This window comes from Pseudomyxococcus flavus (assembly GCF_050038885.1).
GTDB lineage: Bacteria > Myxococcota > Myxococcia > Myxococcales > Myxococcaceae > Myxococcus > Myxococcus flavus.
Genome location: NZ_CP143624.1, coordinates 4817336 through 4837529, shown reverse-complemented (window position 1 = coordinate 4837529; position 20194 = coordinate 4817336). Strand labels below are relative to the sequence as shown.

Below are 20194 nucleotides of genomic sequence, written 5' to 3'. Positions count from 1 at the left end.
GGCGCAACGCCCGGGCGGACTCGCGGGCAGGTGGCAGCTACCGGGGCGCAACGCCCAGGCGGGTACGTACCGGGGTGCGGCACTCACGCGGGCACCGACCAAGGCACAGCACGCATGCGAGCACGTGCCGGGGCGCAACGATTCGCTGGAAACCCGGGCAGACACCAGCCGCCCCCACCCAGAGAGCGGTTCTCACAGCGCGACACCGGGCGGCAGGGTGGCCGCCTCCCCACCCACCGAGCCCTGTCCTTCCGCCCCTCTTTCCACCCTCCCCCTCTGGAAGATATGCAGCGGGGAGATGAAGCTCGCCGAGACTGCTCCGCCCCCTCCCCCTGAAACGCCGCCCGCCGCGCTGTCCGTGGACGAAGTGCGCCGCGTCACCCAGCTCCTCGAGTCCATTGCCACGGACCGCTTCCTGCTGGCCAGCCTCCCCGAGGAGGATCGCATCGCGTTCCTCGCGGCGGCCGGCCGCGTGGTGCATCCGGACCGCGACACCAAGTCCCGGATGGCGAAGGCGCTGCGCCGGGAGAAGAAGAAGACCAAGCGCGAGCACGACCGCGTCATCCGCGCGTCGACGGAGATTCGCACCCTGCGCCGCTCCGCCATCTTCACGGTGCCGGCGCTGCCGCCCCCTCCTCCCACGGAGGCCGGGCCGGAGCGCGTCCTCGAGCAGCCCCGCCGCTGCTACGTCTGCAAGGCCGAGTACCGTAAGCTGCACTTCTTCTACGACGCGATGTGCATCGAGTGCGCGGACTTCAACTACGCCAAGCGCACCCAGCGCGCCGACCTGAAGGGAAAGGTCGCGCTCATCACCGGCGCCCGCGTGAAGATTGGCTACCAGGCCTCGCTGATGCTGCTGCGCTCCGGCGCGCGCGTCATCGCGACCACGCGCTTCCCCAAGGACGCCGCGCAGCGCTACCTCCAGGAGCCCGACTTCTCGGACTGGTCGCACCGGCTGCACATCCACGGGCTCGACCTGCGGCACGCGCCGAGCGTGGAGCTGTTCGCCAAATACATCGAGCAGACGCACGAGCGGCTGGACATCCTCATCAACAACGCCGCGCAGACGGTGCGCCGGCCCCCGGGCTTCTACGGCCACCTGCTGCCCGGCGAGATGCGCCGCAACGACGAGCTCCCGCCAGCGGCGCGAGCGCTCCTCGCCGGCCATGAGGCCTGCGTCTCGACGCTGCAGCCCACCGCGCTGCTGGGCCCCGGAAGCGCGGGCGCGTCGGAGCTCGCGACCACCTGGCGCAGTAACGACCCGGCGCTGGGCATCCACTCCTCCGCCGCGCTCTCCATGCTGCCCTATGCCCTGGAGCAGGAAGGCGACGTCCGGGCCCTCTTCCCAGAGGGCCGGCTGGACGCGGACCTCCAGCAGGTGGACCTGCGCAACGTGAACTCGTGGCGCCTGAAGCTCGCCGAGGTCCAGACGGCCGAGATGCTGGAGGTCCACCTGGTCAACGCAGTGGCGCCCTTCATCCTCTGCGGGAAGCTGAAGCCGCTGATGCTGAGAGACCGCTCTTCGCCCGGCCACGTGGTCAATGTCTCCGCGATGGAGGGCAGCTTCTCGCGCGGGACGAAGACGGACAGGCACCCGCACACGAACATGGCGAAGGCCGCGCTCAACATGATGACGCTGACCTCCGCGCCGGACTACGCGAAGGACCGCATCTACATGAACGCCGTGGACACTGGCTGGGTCACCGACGAGGACCCCGCGGTGCACGCGGAGCGCAAGGTGCAGGAGCTGGACTTCCAGCCGCCGCTGGACATCGTCGACGGCGCGGCCCGGGTGGTGGACCCGGTCATCGCCTCGGAGAACTCCGGCGAGTACGTCTGGGGCAACTTCTTCAAGGACTACAAGCACACCAACTGGTGAGTCATGAGCACGAGCCCCGAACAGTTCCACGTCGAAGTCCTCAAGCTGCTGCTCCAGGTCGCCACCGTCGATGGCCGCGTCGCCCGCTCCGAGGTCGAGCACATCATGGACACCGCGCGCGGCATGAGCGTGCCGCTGGCGGAGCTGGCCGCGCTGTCCCGCTGCCTCCAGAACGGCGAGCCCCTGCCGCCGCCCAACATGGGCATCCTGCGCACCAACCCCGCCGCCGTCATCCGGGAGGCGAAGGCGCTCATCGCCAGCGATGGCAGCGTGCACTCGGCGGAAATCGAGATGCTGCGGCAGATTCGGGAGCTGCTCGGCGTCATCGACTGACGCCCTCGCCTACGACTCGCTCTCGGCGGCCTCCAGCAGCTTGTAGAGCGTCTTGCGGTCCACGTCGAGCAGCCGGGCCGCCTCGCTCTTGTTTCCGCCCACGTGCTGCAGCACCTGCGCGGCGTAGCGGCGGGACAGCTCGGCCAGGCTCGGCATGTCCCCCGCGAGCCCGGCCATCTTCGTGGTGGACGCATCGCCGATGGGCTCCGGGAAGTCCTGCGGCCCCAGGACGCCCGTCACGTTGAGCGCCAGCGCGCGCGCCACCACGTTCTCCAGCTGCCGCACGTTGCCCGGCCAGTCATAGGCCGCCAGGCGCGCGTTGGCCTCCGGCGTCACCACCGGCCGCACGCCGCCCCGGGCATGCCGCTGGGCGAAGTGCTCCACCAGCGCGGGGATGTCCTCGCTGCGCTCACGCAGCGGCGGCAGGTGCAGGTGCACCACGTCCAGGCGGTACAGCAGGTCCTCGCGGAAGAGCCCTTCGGCCACCCGCGCCTTGAGGTCCTTGTTCGTCGCCGCCACCACGCGCACGTCCACCTTGACGGGGATGCTCTCGCCCACGCGGCGGATTTCGCCCTCCTGGAGCACGCGCAGCAGCTGCGACTGCACCTTCATCCCCACGTCGCCAATCTCGTCCAGGAAGAGCGTGCCGCCGCTGGCCTCCTCGAAGACGCCCCGGCGCGTGCCGGACGCGCCCGTGAAGCTGCCCTTCGCGTGGCCGAAGAGCTCGCTCTCCATCAGCGACTCGGTAATCGCGCCGCAGTCCACGGGGATGAAGGGCCCGTTCATGCGCGGCGAGCGCTTGTGCAGCGCGCGCGCCACCATCTCCTTGCCCGTCCCCGTCTCACCCGTAATCAGCACCGGCACGTTGCTGGCCGCCGCGCGCGCCACCTGCTTGTACACCTCCAGCAGCGCCGGGCTGCGGCCCACCAGCATCAGCGAGCCCCGCTCCACCTGCTGCCGCAGCGAGCGGTTCTCCTCCACCAGCCGCTTCTGCTCCAACGCCCGGCGCGCCACGCGCAGGATGGCGTCCACGTCGAAGGGCTTGGCCAGGTAGTCGAAGGCGCCCTGCTGGATGCTGTCGAGCGCGCCCTCGATGTTGCCGAAGGCCGTCACCACCACCACCGGCGTGTCCGGCAGCTGCGCCTTCACCTCGTGGAGCACCTTCAGGCCATCCCCCGGCTCGGGCATGGCCATGTCGGTGAGGACCAGGTCGAAGGTGCCCTCCGCGATGCGCTCGGCGGCGCGGCGGGGGTCCGGCGCCTGCGTCACCGAGCCGAGCGGCCCCAGCAGGCGCTGGAGCAGGTCGCGGGCCTGCGGGTCATCATCCACGACGAGGATGTGGGCTGAGCTCATGTGCCGACCTTGCGCATTCCGGCGGCAGTCGCAGCCTTGGCTCCGCCGGTGCCCGCCGCCGAGCGCACCACGCGGGGGAAGCGCACCACCACGTGCGTTCCCTTGCCTTCTTCCGAGCGCACCACCAGCGTGCCGCCGTGCGCCTCCACCACGCGCTTCGTGGTGGCCAGCCCCAGTCCATGGCCCGGGAGGTTCCTCACCTCGGGCGCGCGGAAGAAGGGCTGGAACAACGAGGACTGCACGCTCGGCGCCATGCCGATGCCGTTGTCCTCCACCTCCAGCACCGCCATGCCGCCTTCGGTGGCCACCCGCACCTTCACGCGCGGGTCGGGCCGGCCCGCCGTGTACTTCACCGCGTTGGTGAGCAGGTTGCGCGCGCTCACCTGCAGCAGCTGCCCCGGGCAGTCCACCGCGACGCCGGGCTCCAGCTCGCGCTCCAGGGACACGCCCTGCGCCGCCGCCGTCTGCGCCACCTCCAGCAGCACCGTGGTGACGGCCGTGTCCAGCTCGCCCACGGTGCTCTCGCCGCGCGTGCCGGCGCGGCAGAAGCGCAGCAGCGCCTCGATGAGCTCACCCATGCGCACCGCGCTGGACTCGCACTGCGCCAGCATCTCCAGCGCGCCCGCGTCCTTCACCGCGCCCGTGCGCCGGATGAGCGTCAGGTAGCCCTTGAGCGGCGCCAGCGGGGAGATGAGGTCGTGCGCCACGCGCCGGGTGAAGGAGTCCAGCTCCTGGTTGTGGCGGCCCAGCTCCTCCAGCTGCCCCTGGATGATGGCCTCCTGGCGCTTGAGCAGGGACGTGACGCGCCAGCCGACGAGCAGCGACAGGAGGATGGCCAGCAGCGTGGCGCCCGCGCCCAGCGCCGTGTTGCGCACGCGCAAATCCTCCAGCCGGTTCACCAGGCGCCGGGCCTCGGCCGCGTTCTCCTCTTCCAGCGCGCCGCCCAGCGCGTCCAGCTCCGCGGCCAGCGGGCGGATGCGCTCGGCCAGGTGGCGCCGCGCCCGCTCCGCCTCGCGGCGCTGGGAGAACACGGCCGCCGCGCGCACCTGGTCCGCCAGCCCCTGGCAGGCGGCGTTGAAGCGGTACCACAGCGCCTTCTCACCCTGCGGGAGGTTGCGCGTGTACGCCTCCGACGAGGCGCGGATGTCGCCCAGGATCTGCTCCATCACCGCGTCCGCGGCCTGGCGCTCGGCGTCGCCCGTGGCGCGGATGTGGGCCTCGATGGCGGACTCGAGCGACAGCGCGTCCACCCGGATGCGACCAATGGAGCCAGCCCGCTCCAGCGCCTCCTGCACCAGCCCGTCCACCTGCCTTCCGGTGCGGACCTCCGTCCACAGCGTGAAGGCGGTGACGGCCGACAGGAGGACGACCACGAACAGGAAGCCGGTCCGGTAGCCGCGAATGGAGATGCGGGAGCTCGCCACGCCGTTCCTCTATCACGGGGATGCGGCGCCGCGCGTCGGCCGGGACGTCAGGGCGCGGTGGGCTCGACGTTCCCGGCAGCCGGGGGAGCAGCCGGCTGCGGCGGATTGTTCAGTCGCCGCCGGGCACGCTCGAGCGCGGACTCGTACCAGACGTCCGACAGCTCCTCGTGCATCTCCTTCAGCTCCTTGAGCTCGTTGACCTCGCGCTCCAGCGCCAGGAGCTGGGTGTTGTGCTCCTCCAGCGCGTGTCGGTCCGCCTCGGTGCGAATCAGCTCCTCCAGCAGCGCCGCACGCCCCTGCTCCGCCTCCGCGCGCTCCAGCTTCAGCCGCTCCAGCGCGGACTCGAGCTGGGCCATGCGCAGCGCGAACGCCTCGGCGCGCTCGCGCTCCGCCTCGTACTCCCGCCGCCAACGGTCGGCCTCGATGACCTGGGCCTCCAGCCGCTCGAGCGGGATTCCCGTCGCGCAACCCGCACCCAGGACGGCCAATGCTGTCGCGACACAGAAAAACCGCATGAACCATCTCTCCCACACCATGACCGCGCGCCATGCGCGGCGAAGGCGCCGGGCCCGACATCCTGTAGCCGGATGACGCGTGCAGCTTGCTCAACTGCCCCGTCATCGTCAAAGCAGCAACTGCCTGTCTGGGGAGCGGGCCCCCATTGTCGGAGCCCCAACTGCGGAGTTTCTCCCCACGAACAGCGCGCGTGACAACCGCGCTCCCTCTGAAAGCCCTGATGGCACGCCGCCTGCTCAAGCCCCTGCTCGCTGGGACGGCGCAATCTCGCGCCGTTTTTCGACAACGGAGCTTTTCATGAAGACCGTGTTCGCCGCTGCCCTCCTCGCCGCCGCCACCGCGTTCGCCAATACCCCGGCTCCTGCTTCCGCGCCCGCTGCCGAAGCCCAGCCTGTCGCCGCGGAGGCGAAGCCGGAGACCCTGGACGCCGCCGAGGCCCCCAAGGCCGAGGAGGCGAAGGCCGAGGCCGCTCCCGAGGCCAAGCCCGCAAAGAAGGGCAAGAAGGCGAAGAAGACCGCTTCCACCGCCGCCACCGACACCAAGTAGTCAGCTTAAACAGCTTTCGATGCCAATGCACGGGGGTGCCTCTCCAAGAGAGGTACCCCCGTTGCTTTTGAGGGTCCATACAACCCCGGTCCACCTTGATTCCTGAGAGTTCCCCCTCGAAATACGTTTCGAGGTCCGCTAAAACCCATCTGGGTCACAACTCGGGGATAGTCGTCAATCCGTCCAGTGAACGTGAGATTTGACAGAAACAGAAGAATCCTGCTTAATGTGACTTCAGCGATTCATTGACCGTCCCAGACAGGGGCGGAACTCGAACGGATGCCCCGATGATCGAAGCCTTCACGAAGGTGTCGGAAGCCTCGAAGCTGCTGCTGGAGAAGGGTCTGAGCCCGAGCACCGGCGTGGAGGTGCTGGGGATGGTGGGGCATGCGCTGGGCGTGGACCGGGCCTACATCCTGGAGAACCGCGTCCAGGGGACCTACGGCCGCTTCATCACCGACATGCGCTACGCCTGGGCGGAGCCGCCCACGCCGTCACCGCTGGCCAACCCGGTGATGCGGGCCTTCTCCTTCCGTGAGTTCGCGCCGGGCTGGGTGGACATGCTGGAGGCCGGCATGGTGGTCGCGTGCCCCACCCGCGACGCCCCTCCGATGATGAAGGACCTGCTGGAGCGCCAGGGAACGCAGTCGGTGCTGCTGTGCCCCATCAACCCCTCCCGGCAGCAGTGGTGGGGCATGGTGGCCTTCGAGGACTGCCGCCGGCCCCGCGCCTGGAAGCCCGAGGAGGTCACCCTCCTCAAGTCCCTGGCGCGCGCGGTGGCGGCCTCCGTCCGACACGGGCAGATGCGCTCCTCCCTGGACCAGGTGCGAAACAGCCTGCGCCAGGCGGTGAACCGCACCCCGCTGTCCGGAATCTGAGCGGCGGGCAGGCAAGGCGCCTGGCGGCTTGCCGGGGGGCAAAGCCGACCCGTGCATGAGCGGACCTATCCAGCGCCGGGTTTCTGCTACCCTGGCCGCCCCTTCGCTCACTGCCATGTCCTCACTCGACCCCACCGCGATCAGCCGGCCGCGCTCCCCGGATCTCATCAGCGGCTACCACCTCGACAAGCTGGTCGGTAGCGGAGGCATGGGGGAAGTCCATAAGGCCACCCAGCTCTCGCTTGGCCGCACCGTGGCCGTGAAGCTGCTCAACCCGGAGCTGGCGAAGGACCCGTCCTTCATCGCGCGCTTCCAGAAGGAAGCCGCCGCGCTCGCCGCCCTGAGTCATCCCCACATCGTCTCCATCGTCGACAAGGGGAAGACGGACAGCACGTACTACCTGGTGATGGAGTTCGTGGACGGCCCCTCGCTGCGCGAGCTGATTCGCTCGCCGCAGCTGGACGTCATGGGCGCGCTGCGGCGGATGCTCCAGATTTGCCGCGCCATCGAGTACGCGCACGGCCGCGGCGTCATCCACCGTGACCTGAAGCCGGAGAACATCCTGCTGGACCAGCAGGCCGGCGGCATCGCCAAGGTGTCGGACTTCGGGCTCGCCTCCTTCCTCGACGACGCGAGCCCTTCATCGCGCTACGCGCTCACGTCCACGCACGTGTCCATGGGCACGCTGTCGTACATGGCGCCCGAGCAGCGCGTGGACGCGAAGAGCGCGGATGCGCGCGCGGACATCTTCTCGCTGGGTGTCATCCTCTACGAGTGGCTCACGGGAGAGGTGCCGCTGGGCACCTTCGACCCGCCGTCGCGGCGCAAGCCCGGGCTGGACCCGCGGCTGGACACCATCGTCACGCGCTGCCTCAAGCCGGACCCGGAGGACCGCTACCCCTCCGTCACCACGCTCATCGCGGACTTGGAGCTGCTCGTCCCCGGCAGCCTGCCGTCGCTCGCGCCGGTGAAGCTGACGCCCCTCCAGCGCATCCGTCAGGGCGTGCGCAAGGCGGTGCGCGTGGCCATGCAGGTCGCGGCGGTGCTGCTGGTGCTGGCGGCGCTGGCCGTGCTGGGCCGGGAGTGGCTGCGCAGCGGCGACAAGCCCACGCGCCCGCAGCCCGGCGCCGCGCTGAACGCGGACCTGGGGCCGCCCTCGCCCCGCTCGATGCCGGGGCGGCTGGAGAACGGCTCCGAGAAGCGCACGGTCTCCATTGGTGACGGGCCGGACGCGCCGTCGCTGCTGGTTGCCGGGCGGCCGGTGGAGGCGGAGGACAAGGCCATCATCTTCCCGCCGGTGGAGGAGCGCTCGCAGTCGCGCGTGGGCCGCGCCCGCGTCGACGTGGTGGGGCTGGACGGCGACATCGCGGTGCTCAGCGCCCGCGTGCGCGCGGACGCGCCGCCGGACACGTGGAGGCGCCGCGCCTACCACATGCTCTACGGACCTTCGCAGCAGGCCCCCGCGGCGGCGCTGCTGCTCCAGGGCAGCACGGGGCGCTACGTGGCGCTCATCCATGACGGCGCGGGCGCGCCGCTGCGGCTGGAGTGGGCGCTGGGCGAGCGGCGCGGCACCATGCTCGGACTGGCCTCTCCGGAGGGCGAGGCCGCGCTGGAGCTGCGCGTGGACGCCGACGGCGTCATGCAGGGCTACGTGGGCAAGGGCAAGGACCAGCGGGCCATCGGCGAGCCGCTCAACCTGGGGCCGGGCTGGATGGAGCACTTCGGCGACGCGCCCGTGCCCGCCTTCGGCTGCATCGAGGGCACCTGCCGCGCCGAGGGCTTCATCTATACCGTGCGGCGCGCGCCGCCTCCGGGCACGACGGCCCCGGTGCCGGACGCCAAGGCCGTGGTCGCCGCGGCGCCGGCCAAGGCGGTGGCCCCCGCCAAGCGGGCCCCTCCGCCCCCCCCGAAGAAGCAGCCCGCCAAGGGCTCCGCGAAGAGCCCCACCCGGCGGCGGTAGAGCGTCCGGCAGCAAGCGCCCGGACAGTCTCGCGCAGGGGAATATGGCCTCGGCCGAGGGATTGCACTATCCCTGGCTCCCCCTATGCGCACCATTCGACTTGGCTTCGCCGCGCTCGCACTCGTCACGGCCCTCACCGGCTGCTCCCGTACCGCCTCCACCGCGACACCCCGCGTCCTCGAGATTGCCGCGGAGCGCGCGCAGAAGGGCACGCAAGAGGCCCGCACGCTCGCGTTCGCGGGCTTCCACGCCTTGCTCATCACAGGCGACGCCACGCTGGCGCAGCAGCGCTTCGACGACGCCATCGCTCGCGACTCGGGGGACGTCTATGCCCTGGCCGGCCAGGCGCTGATGGCGCGGCGCGCGGGCCGCCCCGACCGCGCCCTGGCGGCGTCGCTGGAGCTGGCGGCGCGCGCCCCCAAGCACCCGCTGGCGGTCATGGCGGCGCGGCACGTGCTGGACTCGGTGGGCACGTCGCGGGCGCTGGATGACGACATCCTCAAGGGCGTGGACCGGGCCCTGGCCGCGGGCGCGACGGGCGAGGCCGCCTATCTGCTGCGTGGCGCGCGGATGTCCGTGGCGGTGGTGCGTGGCGACGCGCAGGCGCGCGACGCGGCCATCCACGAGCTGGGCGGGGTGAACGAGGTCTCGCTGGTGGGCCCCTTCTCGCCCTTCCATGTGCTGGCGTGGGACGAGCGCACGCCAGTGGACCAGAACGGCTCGCTGGCGGGCCCCTTCACCAGCGCCTTCGGCCCGCTGCCGGTGCGCACGCTGCACGTGCCCGACGGGCGCATGGACCTGACGGGCGAGCCCGGCCAGGGCGACCACTACGTGCAGGCCTTCGATGCGGAGGTCTCGGAGCCGGGCCTCTACGTGGCGCGCACGGTGAGCGGCACCTCGCACCAGGTGATGATGGACGGGGCGCCGCTGATGGAGCGCCGCGCCTGGGAGCGCGCCACCTCCACCGTCACCGCGCGCGCCGTCCAGCTGGCCGCGGGCAAGCACCGCTTCGTGGTGCGCCAGCTCAAGGGCGCGACCTCGGGACTGCTCACCTTCGCCCTGCTGCGCGTGGACGGACGTCCCTCCGCCGTGCGCTTCACCGCGGCCACGGGCGCCGCGCCCCGGGCGTGGGGGAGCAAGGCGCAGACCTCCGACGAGACGCCCGGCGTGTTCCCCACCGCGGAGAGCCTGAAGACGGCCCTGCACGAGGAGGCCGGCGAGCTGCTGGCCGTGGTGCTGGCGGTGCGCGACGGCCTGCAGCGTGACGCCGACGGCGCGCGGCGGTTGATGGCGTCCGTGGAGGCCAACACCCCCGCCCTGCTGTGGCTGCGCGCCGAGGTGGCGTCCGCGGACCGCACGGTGCCCTCCAAGGTGGCCCGCGGCCGGGCCACGCGCGACCTGGAGGCCGTGCTGGCGAAGGACCCGGGCAACGTGGCGGCGCTGCTGCTGCGCGCGGAGCTGTTCCTGGACGAGGGGCAGCCCGCCTCGGCGATGGAGATGCTGAAGACGGCGTCCGAGGTGGCCCAGCCCGCCGGCCACCCGGTGTTCATGCTGCGCGCCCGCGCGGCGCTGGCCCTGGAGGTGGAAGCCCTGGCGGAGGAGTCGCTGACCGCGGCGCTGGAGGCGCAGCCCGGCCTGTGCGAGGCGCTGGCGCTCCAGTACAACCTGGCGCGCCGCCGCGACGCGGCCCAGCGCGGCGACAAGCTGATGGCGACGCTGGAGGGCTGCCCGGGCACCGTGGTGCGCCAGGCCGAGCACGCGCGCACCCGCGGCGACATGGAGGCGGCGACGCGGCTGTACACGGAGCTGCTGAGCCGCGACCCGAGCAGCATCAGCCTGGGCAACACGCTGGCCAACCTCTATGTGACGCAGCGCCGCTTCGATGACGCGACGGCCGTGCTGCAGAAGCTGGCCACCGTGTGGCCCCGCAACGCGGAGCTGGTGAAGCGGATGGCGGACGTGCGCGAGTACGCGGGCCAGCCGGCCGAGGCGCTGGCGCTGCGCGAGCGCGCCCTGGCCCTGGACGGTGACGACCTGGCGCTGCGCCGCGCGGTGGAGCGCGCGAAGACGGGCCGCGAGCTGCTCCAGGAGCACGCCGTGGATGGGCGTGAGGCCATCCGCGCCTACGAGGCGGAGCCCGTCAGCGGCGGCGCCGCGGCGGCCTTCGTGCTGGATGCGGCGGCGGTGCGCGTGTACCCCGACGGCAGCATCGTCAACCGCATCCACACCGTGCAGAAGGCGCTGGAGCAGTCCGGCGTGCAGGAAATCGCCGAGGTGACCGTGCCGCGCGGGGCGCAGGTGCTGGCGCTGCGCACACTGAAGGCGGACGGCCGGGTGCTGGAGCCGGAGAACATCGAGGGCAAGGACACGGTGAGCCTGCCGGGCGTGGCCGTGGGCGACTACGTGGAGGTGGAGTACCTGCTGGCCGAGCCGCCGCGAGGCCCCTCGCAGCCGGGCTTCACCGCGTCCGCCTTCTACTTCCAGATTGCCAACCAGCCGAACGCCTGGGTGACGTACACGGTGGTGGCCCCCAAGGGCATGGGCATGAAGGTGGACGCCCACGGCATGAAGGTGCCGGAGCCGAAGGTGGACGGGGACCAGGAGGTGTTCCACTTCGAGACGCGCCGGGTGCCGCCCTTCATCCCCGAGCCGGACGCGCCGCCCTCCGCCAACGAGTACCTGCCCTTCGTCATCGTGGGCGCGGGCGCCACGGGCAACGAGGGCCTCGTGAAGGTGTACGGCGACGTCTTCCAGGACCGCTGGCAGCGCACCGCGGAGGTGGACGCCTTCGCGCGCAAGGCGGCCGGGGGCAAGACGGGCCTCGACGCGGTGAAGGCGCTGCACGCCGCGGTGATGAGCCGCTTCTCCGGGCGCGACGCGAGCCTGAGCCAGACGGCGGCCTCCACCGTGGCCCAGGACCGGGGCAGCCGCCTGACGGTGATGAAGGCCGGCCTGGAGGCGCTGGGCATCCCCTCGCGGGTGGTGGCGGTGCGCACCTTCAACACCGACCCGGCGCCCTACACCTTCCCCTTCGACTCGCTGCTGCCCTACGCGGCGCTGCGCGTGGAGCTCCCCGGCAGCGAGCCCGTCTGGGTGGATACCTCCGTGCGCTACGGCCCCTTCGGCGAGCTGCCGGAGCTGGCCATGGGCGGGCTGGAGGCGTGGCTGCTGCCGGAGCCGGGCCGTCCGCTCCAGCGGGTGCAGACGCCACCCATGAAGGAGGTCCCCGGCAAGGACGTGAAGCTGACGCTGACGCTCGCCGAGGACGGCACGCTCAGCGGCCAGGGTGAGGAGACGTACTCCGGCTTCGAGGCGGCGCAGATTTCCGAGGCGTTCAGCCAGCTGTCGGCGGAGAGCCGCGACCAGGCCCTGCAGGGCGCGGTGGCGCGCTACTTCGGTGGCGCCTCGCTGTCGAGCGTGAAGCTGGAGAGCCAGGAGAAGGTGGGTGCGCCCTTCGTGCTGCGCTACGAGTTCACCGTGCCGCGCTTCGGCCGCATGGAGGGCAGCCAGCGCATGGCCCTGGGCCCCCTCACCTTCCCGGCGCAGCTGGGCCGGCGCTTCGTGCAGCTGAGCACGCGCCGCACGCCGCTCTACATCGACACCACCGAGGCCAGCCGCACCCAGGTGACGCTGACGATGCCCAAGGGCTGGAAGCTCGCGGACCCGCAGGCGGGTATCGAGGCGAACAACCCGTTCGGTCGCTTCACCCGCTCGGAGAAGCAGGACGGCAGCACGCTCAGCGTCACCGAGTCGCTGCGCCTGCCACGCAACCGCGTCGCGCCGAACCAGTACGAGGTGTTCGCCGGCTTCACGGGCGACGTGGACCTCATCCAGACGCGGGAGCTGGTCCTGGTGAAGCCCTAGCCGGGGGATGAATAAAGGCCGACGGCGCCGCGTCTTTTTCTGCACCGGCCCCCCCACGGCGGGGTTCCAGGGGGGCCGGGAGTAGCATCTGTCTGGTAACCCACGGAGATGACGCGATGACTCCTCGATGGTGGGCTTGTCTGGTGACCCTGCTGGCAGCGCCCCTGGTTCATGCGCAGACCGCACCGGTCCCCGCGTCGGAACCCGGGTATTCCGAGTACGCATACGACGACACGGAGTTCGAGGACGAGGACACCGCGCCCCTGGCGCCCTACGCGCCTCCGGCGCTCCTCGCGGAGAACCCTCCGGCCCGCCCCTACCCCGGAGCCGTCTGGGCCTCCGGCCACTGGTACTGGGACGGCAACGAGTGGCGCTTCAACCAGGGGGCCTGGCTGGCGCCGATGGAGGGCTACCGCTTCATCAACGGCTACTGGGAGCCCGACGGCCGCATGTGGCGGTGGGTGTCCGGTGGCTGGGCCCGGTATGACTCCACGGTGGTGGAGATTCCCGTCGCCGTGACGAGCGCGGAGCTGACCACGCAGCAGGCGCCGCCGCCGCTGCGCGTCGAGCACGCGCCGTCGCCGCCGGCCCCCAACTACGTCTGGACGCCTGGCTACTGGTACTGGTCCGGCGCCAGCTACGTGTGGGTGGGCGGCGTCTGGGCCGCCCCGCCCCGTCCCGGCCTCGTCTACGTGTCGTCCCGCTGGGTGCGCCGCGGCCCGTCCTGGTACTTCTCCGCTGGCGGCTGGGCCCCCCGGGGCTCCGTGCACATCACGGTGCCCGTCTACCGCCACGCGAGCATCACCGTGGCGCGGCGGCACCCGCACTACTTCGCGCACAGCTGGCGCCGCTACCCGGCGGTCCGCCACCACGTCTACCACTACGGCAACCACCGCCGGGGCCCCAGCCCGGTGCGCCACCACTACCGGCCGGGCCCGTCCCACGGAAACCGGTGGGGCAACGGCCCCCACCGGGCATCCCCCGGCGGGCAGCGCCGCCACGACGGTGGACGCCACGACGGTGGCCGCCGCGGCGGCCGGGACTGACGTCTCCAGACGCGCTCAGGGAGTCAGCCTCACCCCGAGCGCGTCCCGGAAGATGGCCACGACGGGCTGGCCGTCCTCGCCCACGTAGCCGCGATACATGCCGCTGGAGTTGAAGGGCATGGCCACGTTCCCCTCGCGGTCCATGGCGATGACGCCGCCCTCTCCGCCCGCCTGCACCAGGACGTCGTTGACGACGACGTGGGCGGCCTCCTGCAAGGGCAGCGACTGGTACTCCACGCGAGCGCAGATGTCGCGCGCCACGGTGTAGCGGATGAAGAACTCACCATGGCCGGTGGCGGAGACGGCGCAGCGCGGGTCCGCGTAGGTGCCGGCGCCGATGATGGGTGAGTCCCCCACCCGGCCGAAGCGCTTGTTCGTCATGCCGCCGGTGGACGTGGCCGCGGCGAGCGCGCCGGACATGTCCAGCGCCACCGCGCCCACGGTGCCGAACTTGTGGTCCCCGCTCACCGGGTCATACCCCGGCTGGAGCGAAGAGGACGGCTGCTGCTCCCGCTCCTTCTCCAGCGCGCGCTGAAGCGACTGCCAGCGCTCCTCCGTGTAGAAGTACTTCGGGTCCACCAGCGCCACGCCCTGCGTCTTCGCGAAGGCCTCGGCGCCCTCGCCCACCATCATCACGTGCGGCGACTTCTCCATGACGAGCCGCGCCAGCTCGATGGGGTTCTTCACGTGCCGCAGGCCCGCCACGGCGCCCGCGCGGCGCGTCTTGCCCTCCATGATGGCGGCGTCCAGCTCGTTGACGCCGTCGTGCGTGAAGACGGCGCCCTTGCCCGCGTTGAAGTTCGGCGAGTCCTCCAGGATGCGGACCGCCGCGGTCACCGCGTCCAGGGCCGAGCCGCCCTGCGCCAGCACCGCGTGCCCGGCCTGGAGGGACTGCGTCAGCGCGGCGCGGACCTCGGCCTCGCGCTCCGGCGACAGGTTCTCCCGGGAGATGACACCCGCGCCGCCATGGATGACGAGCCCCCACTTCACCTTGCGCGCGGGCGCGCCGTCCGTGGAGGGCCGCTCGCCGCCGGTGCGCGCGGCGCCAGGACTGGTACAGCTCAGGGGAGCAAGGAGCATCACGGTACCCACCACGAGAGCACGGCGAAGGGAAGCAGGCGACGCGAACATTCGAGGGTCCTCCGGACCGCCAGGTCGCTAGCACGCCCTCCCGGGAGGCACAACGCGGAGCCCTCGGCGAGTGTCCTCACGGAGGAGGTGGGCCAGGGCCTCCCTGCCTGCCTCCCCCGGCATGCCCGCGCACCGCGGGAATGCACAGTGTCGAGGCGACCGATTGTGCAGACACACAGCGAGGTGAGCGCGATGAAGAAGCTGAAGGGACTGCGGGTGGCGGTACTCGCGGCGGATGGCTTCGAGCAGGTGGAGCTGACGGCGCCGGTGAAGAAGCTGGAGCGCCAGGGCGCGGTGGTGACCATCGTGTCACCCCACAAGGGCCGCATCCGGGGGATGAACCTCATGCTTCCGGGCAAGAAGGTGGCCGTGGATGCGTCCCTGCGCGAGGTGAAGGCGGCGGACTTCGACGCGGTCGTCATTCCGGGCGGCTTCATGAACCCGGACATCCTCAGGCAGAGCGCGCTCGCGCTGGACTTCGTGCGCGACGCGGACGCCCTGGACCTGCCCATGGCCATCATCTGTCACGGGCCCTGGGTGCTGATTTCGGCGGGCCTCGTGGAAGGGCGCGCGCTGGCGTCCTGGCCAGGCATCCGCGACGACGTGCGGAACGCGGGCGGACGGTGGGTGGACGAGCCGGTGATTCGCGACGGCAACTGGGTGTCCAGCCCGGGCCCGCATCACATGCTCGCGTTCCTCAAGGGCATGGTGGAGCTCTTCGCGGAGAAGATGCCGGAGGTGGCGGCGCGCGCGCCGGTGGTGGTGGCGCCTCCGCGGCACGCGGCGCCCGCCCGCTGGCCCAAGCTGCTCGCGGGGACACTGGCCACCGCGGCGCTCGGCGTGGGCGCGCGGCGGCTGGCCCTGCGCTGAGGGCGCCGGCCCTTGGCGGGGCCGGACGCCGAGGGCCTTCCTACATCCACCCGAGCTGGAGCCGCGCCACGTCCGACATGCGCTCCTGCCCCCAGGGCGGGTCCCAGACGAGCTCGACGCGCGTCTCCTTCACGCCGGGCACCGAGCCCACCTTGGTGCGCACGTCCTCCACGAGCACCGGCCCCATGCCGCAGCCGGGCGCGGTGAGCGTCATCTGGATGTCCACCCGCTGCCCGCCCTCCGGATGGGGCTCGGCCTTGCACGCGTAGACCAGCCCCAGCTCCACGATGTTCACCGGAATCTCCGGGTCATACACCGTGCGGAGCTGCTCCCAGACCTGCTCCTCGTTGAAGTCGCTGGGGTCGCCGGCGGCCTTCTCCTTCGGTGCGTACTCCTCGCCCAGCGCGCCGCCGTCCTTCTCGTCGATGCGGAAGAGCTGGCCGTAGGGGTCCTGCACCGTGATGTTGCCGCCGAGCGTCTGCGTCACCCGCAGCTCCGAGCCCGCGGGCAGCACCACCCGGTCTCCGCTGGGGATGATTGTCGCGGAGACGTCCCGCTCCAGCACCGCCATCATTCCTCGCATGTGGCCCTCCACCCCTACTCCGTGGACACGGCCTCGCCGCGTCCCTCCAAGGCCGCGCGCAGCGTGTGCCACGCCAGGCTGGCGCACTTCACGCGCGCGGGAAACTCACTCACGCCGGACAGCACCGCCAGCTTGCCCAGCGCGTCCACGTCCACCGACTCCGGGCCTTCCGTCACCAGCTTGTGGACCTGCTCGAAGAGCGACTCGGCCTCCGCGCGCGTCCGGTCCTTCACCGCGCCCGTCATCAGCGACGCGGACGCCTTGGAAATCGCGCACCCCTGGCCCTGGAAGCCCACGTCGCGGATGACGCCGTCCTCCACCTTCAGCGTCACCACCAGCTGGTCACCGCACAGCGGGTTGTGGCCCGCGGCCTCCGCGTTGGCGCCGTCCACCACGCGGTAGTTGCGCGGCCGCTTGGAGTGCTCCAGCACGACCTCCTGGTAGAGGTCCTTCAAGTCATCCGAGCTCACTGGAACACCTCCAGGACCTTGTGCAGGCCGCGGACGAGCGCGTCCACGTCCTCGCGCGTGTTGTAGAGCGCCAGCGACGCCCGGGACGTGGCCGGCACCTTGAAGTGCTGCATCACCGGCTGCGCGCAGTGGTGGCCCGTGCGGATGCAGATGCCCTCGCGGTCCAGGATGGTGCCCACGTCGTGGGGGTGGATGTCCCCCAGCAGGAAGGACAGCACGCCGGACTTCTCGCGCGCCGTGCCCACCAGCCGCAGCCCCGGCACCGACTCCAGCGCCCGCGTGGCGTAGGCCAGCAGCTCCCGGTCATGCGCGGCGACGTTCTCCATCCCCAGCGACTCCAGGTAGCGGATGGCCGCCGCCAGCCCCACCGCGCCTTCGAGGTTGGGCGTGCCCGCCTCGAAGCGGTACGGCACGCGGTTGTACGTCACCTTCTCCATCGTCACGGAGAGAATCATGTCGCCGCCGCCCTGGTAGGGCGGCATCGCGTCCAGCAACTCCTTGCGGCCGTACAGCACGCCAATGCCGGTGGGTCCGAACATCTTGTGCCCGCTGAAGGCGTAGAAGTCACAGCCCAGGTCCTGCACGTCCACCGGGAAGTGCGTCACCGCCTGCGCGCCGTCCACCAGCACGGGGATGCCCTTCGCGTGGGCCCGGCGCGTGAGCTCCTTCACCGGCGCCACCGTGCCCAGGGCGTTGGACACCTGCGTCACCGCGAGGAGGCGCGTGCGCTCGGTGAGCAGCGCGTCCACCGCGTCCAGCACCAGCTCGCCGCGGTCATCCACCGGGATGACCTTCAGCACCGCGCCCGTCTGCTCGCAGAGCATCCGCCACGGGACGATGTTGGCGTGGTGCTCCATCTGGGTGATGAGCACCTCGTCCCCGGCGCCGATGTGCTTGCGCCCATACGTCTGCGCCACCAGGTTGATGGCCTCGGTGGTGCCGCGCACGAAGACGATTTCCTTCGCGTCCCGGGCGTTGATGAAGCGGCGCACCGTCTCCCGCGCGCCCTCGTACGCCTCGGTGGCGCGCTCGGAGAGGACGTGGACGCCCCGGTGCACGTTGGCGTTGTCGTGCTGGTAGAAGCGCACGAGCGCGTCGATGACGGCCCGCGGCTTCTGCGCCGTGGCGGCGCTGTCCAGGTACACCAGGGGCCGGCCCCGCACCTCCTGGTGGAGGATGGGAAAGTCCTCGCGGACCTGCTTCACGTCGAAGCCGCTCATGCCGTCACCTCACGCGGTGCCGCGCCCGGCAGCTTGAGGGCCAGGAGCGACTCGATGTTCGCGCGCACGGGGCCGGCGGGCACCGCCTCCACCACCTCGCGGGCGAAGGCGTACGTGAGCAGCCGCTCCGCCTCCGCCTGGGGCACGCCGCGCGAGCGCAGGTAGAACAGCGCCTGCGCGTCCAGCCGCCCCACCGCCGCGCCGTGCGCGCACTTCACGTCGTCCGCCAGGATTTCCAGCTGCGGCCGGGCGTCCGCCTGCGCCGCCTCCGACAGCAGGAGGTTGCGGTTCTGCTGCCGCGAGTCCGTGCGCTGCGCGTCCTGCCGCACGCGGATGAGCCCGTGGAAGGTGCCGCGCGAGTGCCCGTCCAGCACGCCCTTGTACAGCTCGCGGCTGGTGCACCGGGGCACCGCGTGGTCCAGCGCCGTGCGGTTGTCCAGGTGCTGCGCGCCCTGTCCCACGTAGAGGCCATTCAGCGTCGCGTCGCCGCCCTCGCCCGCGAAGGCCGCGTGCACCTCGTTGCGCGCCATGGCGCCGCCGAAGGCGAAGGCATGCGAGGCGAAGCGGCTGTCGCGCCCCTGCCGCGCGTGGAGGGCCCCGACGTGCAGCGCCGCGTCCCCCTCCACCTGGAGCTTGTAGTGGTGGAGGCTGGCGTTGTCGCCCAGCGTCACCTCCGTCACCGCATTGGTGAACGTCGCCGCCGCGCCCGCCGGGCCCGCGTTGGCATACGTCTCCACCAGCGTCGCCTCGCTGCTCTCGCCCGCCACCACGAGGATGCGCGGGCTGGACAGCACCGGCGCGTCGCCGCGCGTGAGGAACAGCAGCTGTACGGGCACCTCGCTCAGCGCGCCCGGCGCCAGCTGGAGCAGCGCGCCCTCGTCCAGCAGCGCCGCGTTGAGCGCGGTGAGGGCGTGCTCGGCCGCCACGGCCCGCTGCCCCAGCAGGGACTCCAGCAGCTCGCCGTCCTCGCGCACCGCGTCCCGCAGCGGCTTCAGCGTCAGCCCACGCGGCAGGCCCGCCACGGACGACAGCTCCGGCGCCAGCCGCCCGTCCACGAACACCAGCCGGGGCCCCGGCAGGCCGAGCCGCTGCACCACCGACGACAGCTGCGCGGCGTCGCGGGCGCCTGGCGCCGCGGGAAGGAACGTCCCTTCCACGATGGGCGCCAGCCGCGAGTACTTCCAGGCCTCGTCACGCGAGGTGGGCAGGCCCTGCCGCTCGAAGTCGGCCAGGGCCTCCGCGCGGAGGCGCTTGAGCCACTGGGGCGCGGACGCCTGCTCGGGCGCCGCCTGGAAGCGCGTGGCCACGTCCAGGTAGTGCGCCAGACCGGCCGTCATCGGCGTGCCTCCGCCGCCGCAGCAGCCTTGCCACCCTCCAGGCCCAGCCAGCCGTAGCCCTTCTGCTCCAGCTCCAGCGCCAGCTCGCGCCCACCGGAGCGGACGATGCGGCCCGCGGCCATGACGTGCACCTTGTCCGGGACGATGTAGTCCAGCAGCCGCTGGTAGTGGGTGATCAGCACCATGCCGCGCTCGGGCGAGCGCAGCGCGTTGACGCCGCCGGCCACCGTGCGCAGCGCGTCGATGTCCAGGCCGGAGTCCGTCTCGTCGAGGATGGCCAGGCGCGGCTCCAGCACCGCCATCTGGAACACCTCGTTGCGCTTCTTCTCGCCGCCGGAGAAGCCCTCGTTCACCGAGCGGTTCATGAAGGCCGCGTCGAGCTGCACCAGCTTCGACTTCTCCTTGGCCAGCTGGAGGAAGTCCATGGCGTCCAGCTCCTCCAGCCCCTTCGCGCGGCGCTGCGCGTTGAGCGCGGTGCGCAGGAAGTGGATGTTGCCCACGCCCGGAATCTCCACCGGGTACTGGAAGGCGAGGAAGACGCCGGCGGCGGCGCGGTCCTCGGGGGACAGCTCCAGCAGCGGCTTGCCGTCGAACAGCACCTCGCCCTGCGTCACCTCGTAGCCGTCTCGGCCCGCGAGCACCGCGGCCAGCGTGCTCTTCCCGGAGCCGTTGGGGCCCATGATGGCGTGGACCTCACCGGGGGCGACCTCCAGGTCGATACCCTTGAGGATGTCCTTGCCCGCCACGCGGGCGTGCAGGTTGCGAACAGTCAAAAGCGCCATGC

Annotated in this window: 17 protein-coding genes; 8 read left to right on the top strand and 9 right to left on the bottom strand. The window is 71.7% G+C overall.

What is annotated here, in order from left to right; all coding sequences use genetic code 11:
* Window positions 1-298 precede the first annotated feature (298 nt).
* Together VZL07_RS20260 and VZL07_RS20255 are read left to right on the top strand one after the other, a co-directional pair.
* Window positions 299-1879, top strand: coding sequence for an SDR family NAD(P)-dependent oxidoreductase (locus tag VZL07_RS20260; RefSeq protein ID WP_426749191.1), 1581 nt, complete (start codon window positions 299-301; stop codon window positions 1877-1879).
* A gap of 3 nt (window positions 1880-1882) precedes the next feature.
* Complete coding sequence (locus tag VZL07_RS20255; protein WP_426749189.1) at window positions 1883-2212, top strand: TerB family tellurite resistance protein; 330 nt, start codon at window positions 1883-1885, stop codon at window positions 2210-2212.
* Window positions 2213-2221: 9 nt separating this feature from the next.
* On the opposite strand, the gene VZL07_RS20250 is transcribed toward VZL07_RS20255, so the two are convergent.
* From VZL07_RS20250 to VZL07_RS20240, 3 genes are read right to left on the bottom strand one after another with little or no spacing between them, the layout of a single operon-like run.
* Window positions 2222-3565, bottom strand: coding sequence for a sigma-54-dependent transcriptional regulator (locus tag VZL07_RS20250; protein WP_426749188.1), 1344 nt, complete (start codon window positions 3563-3565; stop codon window positions 2222-2224).
* Complete coding sequence (locus VZL07_RS20245) at window positions 3562-4989, bottom strand: sensor histidine kinase (protein ID WP_426749187.1); 1428 nt, start codon at window positions 4987-4989, stop codon at window positions 3562-3564. Before VZL07_RS20245 ends, VZL07_RS20250 begins: the two co-directional genes overlap by 4 nt.
* A 47-nt stretch (window positions 4990-5036) precedes the next feature.
* The gene (locus VZL07_RS20240; RefSeq protein WP_426749186.1) at window positions 5037-5504 is read right to left on the bottom strand and encodes a hypothetical protein; all 468 of its coding nucleotides are present in this window, start codon (window positions 5502-5504) and stop codon (window positions 5037-5039) included.
* A 298-nt stretch (window positions 5505-5802) separates the two neighbouring features.
* Here VZL07_RS20240 and VZL07_RS20235 point away from each other — a divergent pair, with 298 nt between their 5' ends.
* The 5 genes from VZL07_RS20235 (at window position 5803) to VZL07_RS20215 (ending at window position 13799) form a co-directional block, all read left to right on the top strand.
* The gene (locus tag VZL07_RS20235) at window positions 5803-6051 is read left to right on the top strand and encodes a hypothetical protein (protein ID WP_426749185.1); all 249 of its coding nucleotides are present in this window, start codon (window positions 5803-5805) and stop codon (window positions 6049-6051) included.
* A gap of 287 nt (window positions 6052-6338) precedes the next feature.
* A complete protein-coding gene (locus VZL07_RS20230; RefSeq protein WP_426749184.1) occupies window positions 6339-6929 on the top strand; it encodes a GAF domain-containing protein in 591 nt (196 codons plus the stop codon).
* 115 nt (window positions 6930-7044) lie between these two features.
* Window positions 7045-8889, top strand: a complete 1845-nt coding sequence (locus VZL07_RS20225) for a serine/threonine-protein kinase (protein ID WP_426749183.1) — start codon at window positions 7045-7047, stop codon at window positions 8887-8889.
* Window positions 8890-8973: 84 nt separating this feature from the next.
* Window positions 8974-12753 carry a tetratricopeptide repeat protein gene (locus tag VZL07_RS20220; RefSeq protein ID WP_426749182.1) on the top strand — a complete coding sequence of 1260 codons (3780 nt, stop codon included), beginning with the start codon at window positions 8974-8976 and terminating at the stop codon, window positions 12751-12753.
* A gap of 143 nt (window positions 12754-12896) precedes the next feature.
* Entirely contained in the window at window positions 12897-13799 is a 903-nt protein-coding gene (locus tag VZL07_RS20215; RefSeq protein ID WP_426749180.1) for a YXWGXW repeat-containing protein, read from the top strand.
* 15 nt (window positions 13800-13814) lie between these two features.
* Here VZL07_RS20215 and VZL07_RS20210 read toward each other — a convergent pair whose 3' ends face one another.
* On the bottom strand, window positions 13815-14930 hold the full coding sequence (locus VZL07_RS20210; RefSeq protein WP_426749179.1) for an isoaspartyl peptidase/L-asparaginase family protein: 1116 nt from the start codon (window positions 14928-14930) through the stop codon (window positions 13815-13817).
* 192 nt (window positions 14931-15122) lie between these two features.
* Here VZL07_RS20210 and VZL07_RS20205 point away from each other — a divergent pair, with 192 nt between their 5' ends.
* A complete protein-coding gene (locus tag VZL07_RS20205) occupies window positions 15123-15800 on the top strand; it encodes a type 1 glutamine amidotransferase domain-containing protein (RefSeq protein WP_426749178.1) in 678 nt (225 codons plus the stop codon).
* A gap of 40 nt (window positions 15801-15840) precedes the next feature.
* Here the strand turns inward: VZL07_RS20205 and sufT are convergent, their stop codons facing one another.
* From sufT to sufC, 5 genes are read right to left on the bottom strand one after another with little or no spacing between them, the layout of a single operon-like run.
* Window positions 15841-16383: a putative Fe-S cluster assembly protein SufT gene (gene sufT / locus VZL07_RS20200; RefSeq protein WP_426749177.1), complete on the bottom strand. Its 543-nt coding sequence runs from the start codon at window positions 16381-16383 to the stop codon at window positions 15841-15843.
* 14 nt (window positions 16384-16397) lie between these two features.
* On the bottom strand, window positions 16398-16853 hold the full coding sequence (sufU, locus tag VZL07_RS20195) for a Fe-S cluster assembly sulfur transfer protein SufU (RefSeq protein WP_426749176.1): 456 nt from the start codon (window positions 16851-16853) through the stop codon (window positions 16398-16400).
* Window positions 16850-18073, bottom strand: a complete 1224-nt coding sequence (locus VZL07_RS20190; protein ID WP_426749175.1) for a SufS family cysteine desulfurase — start codon at window positions 18071-18073, stop codon at window positions 16850-16852. The genes sufU and VZL07_RS20190 overlap by 4 nt, the downstream gene beginning before the upstream one ends.
* Entirely contained in the window at window positions 18070-19410 is a 1341-nt protein-coding gene (gene sufD / locus VZL07_RS20185; RefSeq protein ID WP_426749174.1) for a Fe-S cluster assembly protein SufD, read from the bottom strand. The genes VZL07_RS20190 and sufD overlap by 4 nt, the downstream gene beginning before the upstream one ends.
* Entirely contained in the window at window positions 19407-20192 is a 786-nt protein-coding gene (gene sufC / locus VZL07_RS20180; RefSeq protein ID WP_426749173.1) for a Fe-S cluster assembly ATPase SufC, read from the bottom strand. Before sufC ends, sufD begins: the two co-directional genes overlap by 4 nt.
* Window positions 20193-20194 lie beyond the last annotated feature (2 nt).

Excerpts from the sequence above, each read along its gene's own strand:
- VZL07_RS20225 (WP_426749183.1), top strand. The coding sequence starts at position 7,045 with ATGTCCTCACTCGACCCCACCGCGATCAGCCGGCCGCGCTCCCCGGAT.
- VZL07_RS20190 (WP_426749175.1), bottom strand. The coding sequence starts at position 18,073 with ATGAGCGGCTTCGACGTGAAGCAGGTCCGCGAGGACTTTCCCATCCTC.
- VZL07_RS20260 (WP_426749191.1), top strand. The coding sequence starts at position 299 with ATGAAGCTCGCCGAGACTGCTCCGCCCCCTCCCCCTGAAACGCCGCCC.
- VZL07_RS20250 (WP_426749188.1), bottom strand. The coding sequence starts at position 3,565 with ATGAGCTCAGCCCACATCCTCGTCGTGGATGATGACCCGCAGGCCCGC.
- VZL07_RS20255 (WP_426749189.1), top strand. The coding sequence starts at position 1,883 with ATGAGCACGAGCCCCGAACAGTTCCACGTCGAAGTCCTCAAGCTGCTG.
- sufD (WP_426749174.1), bottom strand. The coding sequence starts at position 19,410 with ATGACGGCCGGTCTGGCGCACTACCTGGACGTGGCCACGCGCTTCCAG.
- VZL07_RS20240 (WP_426749186.1), bottom strand. The coding sequence starts at position 5,504 with ATGCGGTTTTTCTGTGTCGCGACAGCATTGGCCGTCCTGGGTGCGGGT.
- VZL07_RS20235 (WP_426749185.1), top strand. The coding sequence starts at position 5,803 with ATGAAGACCGTGTTCGCCGCTGCCCTCCTCGCCGCCGCCACCGCGTTC.
- VZL07_RS20220 (WP_426749182.1), top strand. The coding sequence starts at position 8,974 with ATGCGCACCATTCGACTTGGCTTCGCCGCGCTCGCACTCGTCACGGCC.
- VZL07_RS20210 (WP_426749179.1), bottom strand. The coding sequence starts at position 14,930 with ATGTTCGCGTCGCCTGCTTCCCTTCGCCGTGCTCTCGTGGTGGGTACC.
- sufC (WP_426749173.1), bottom strand. The coding sequence starts at position 20,192 with ATGGCGCTTTTGACTGTTCGCAACCTGCACGCCCGCGTGGCGGGCAAG.
- sufT (WP_426749177.1), bottom strand. The coding sequence starts at position 16,383 with ATGCGAGGAATGATGGCGGTGCTGGAGCGGGACGTCTCCGCGACAATC.
- VZL07_RS20205 (WP_426749178.1), top strand. The coding sequence starts at position 15,123 with ATGAAGAAGCTGAAGGGACTGCGGGTGGCGGTACTCGCGGCGGATGGC.
- VZL07_RS20230 (WP_426749184.1), top strand. The coding sequence starts at position 6,339 with ATGATCGAAGCCTTCACGAAGGTGTCGGAAGCCTCGAAGCTGCTGCTG.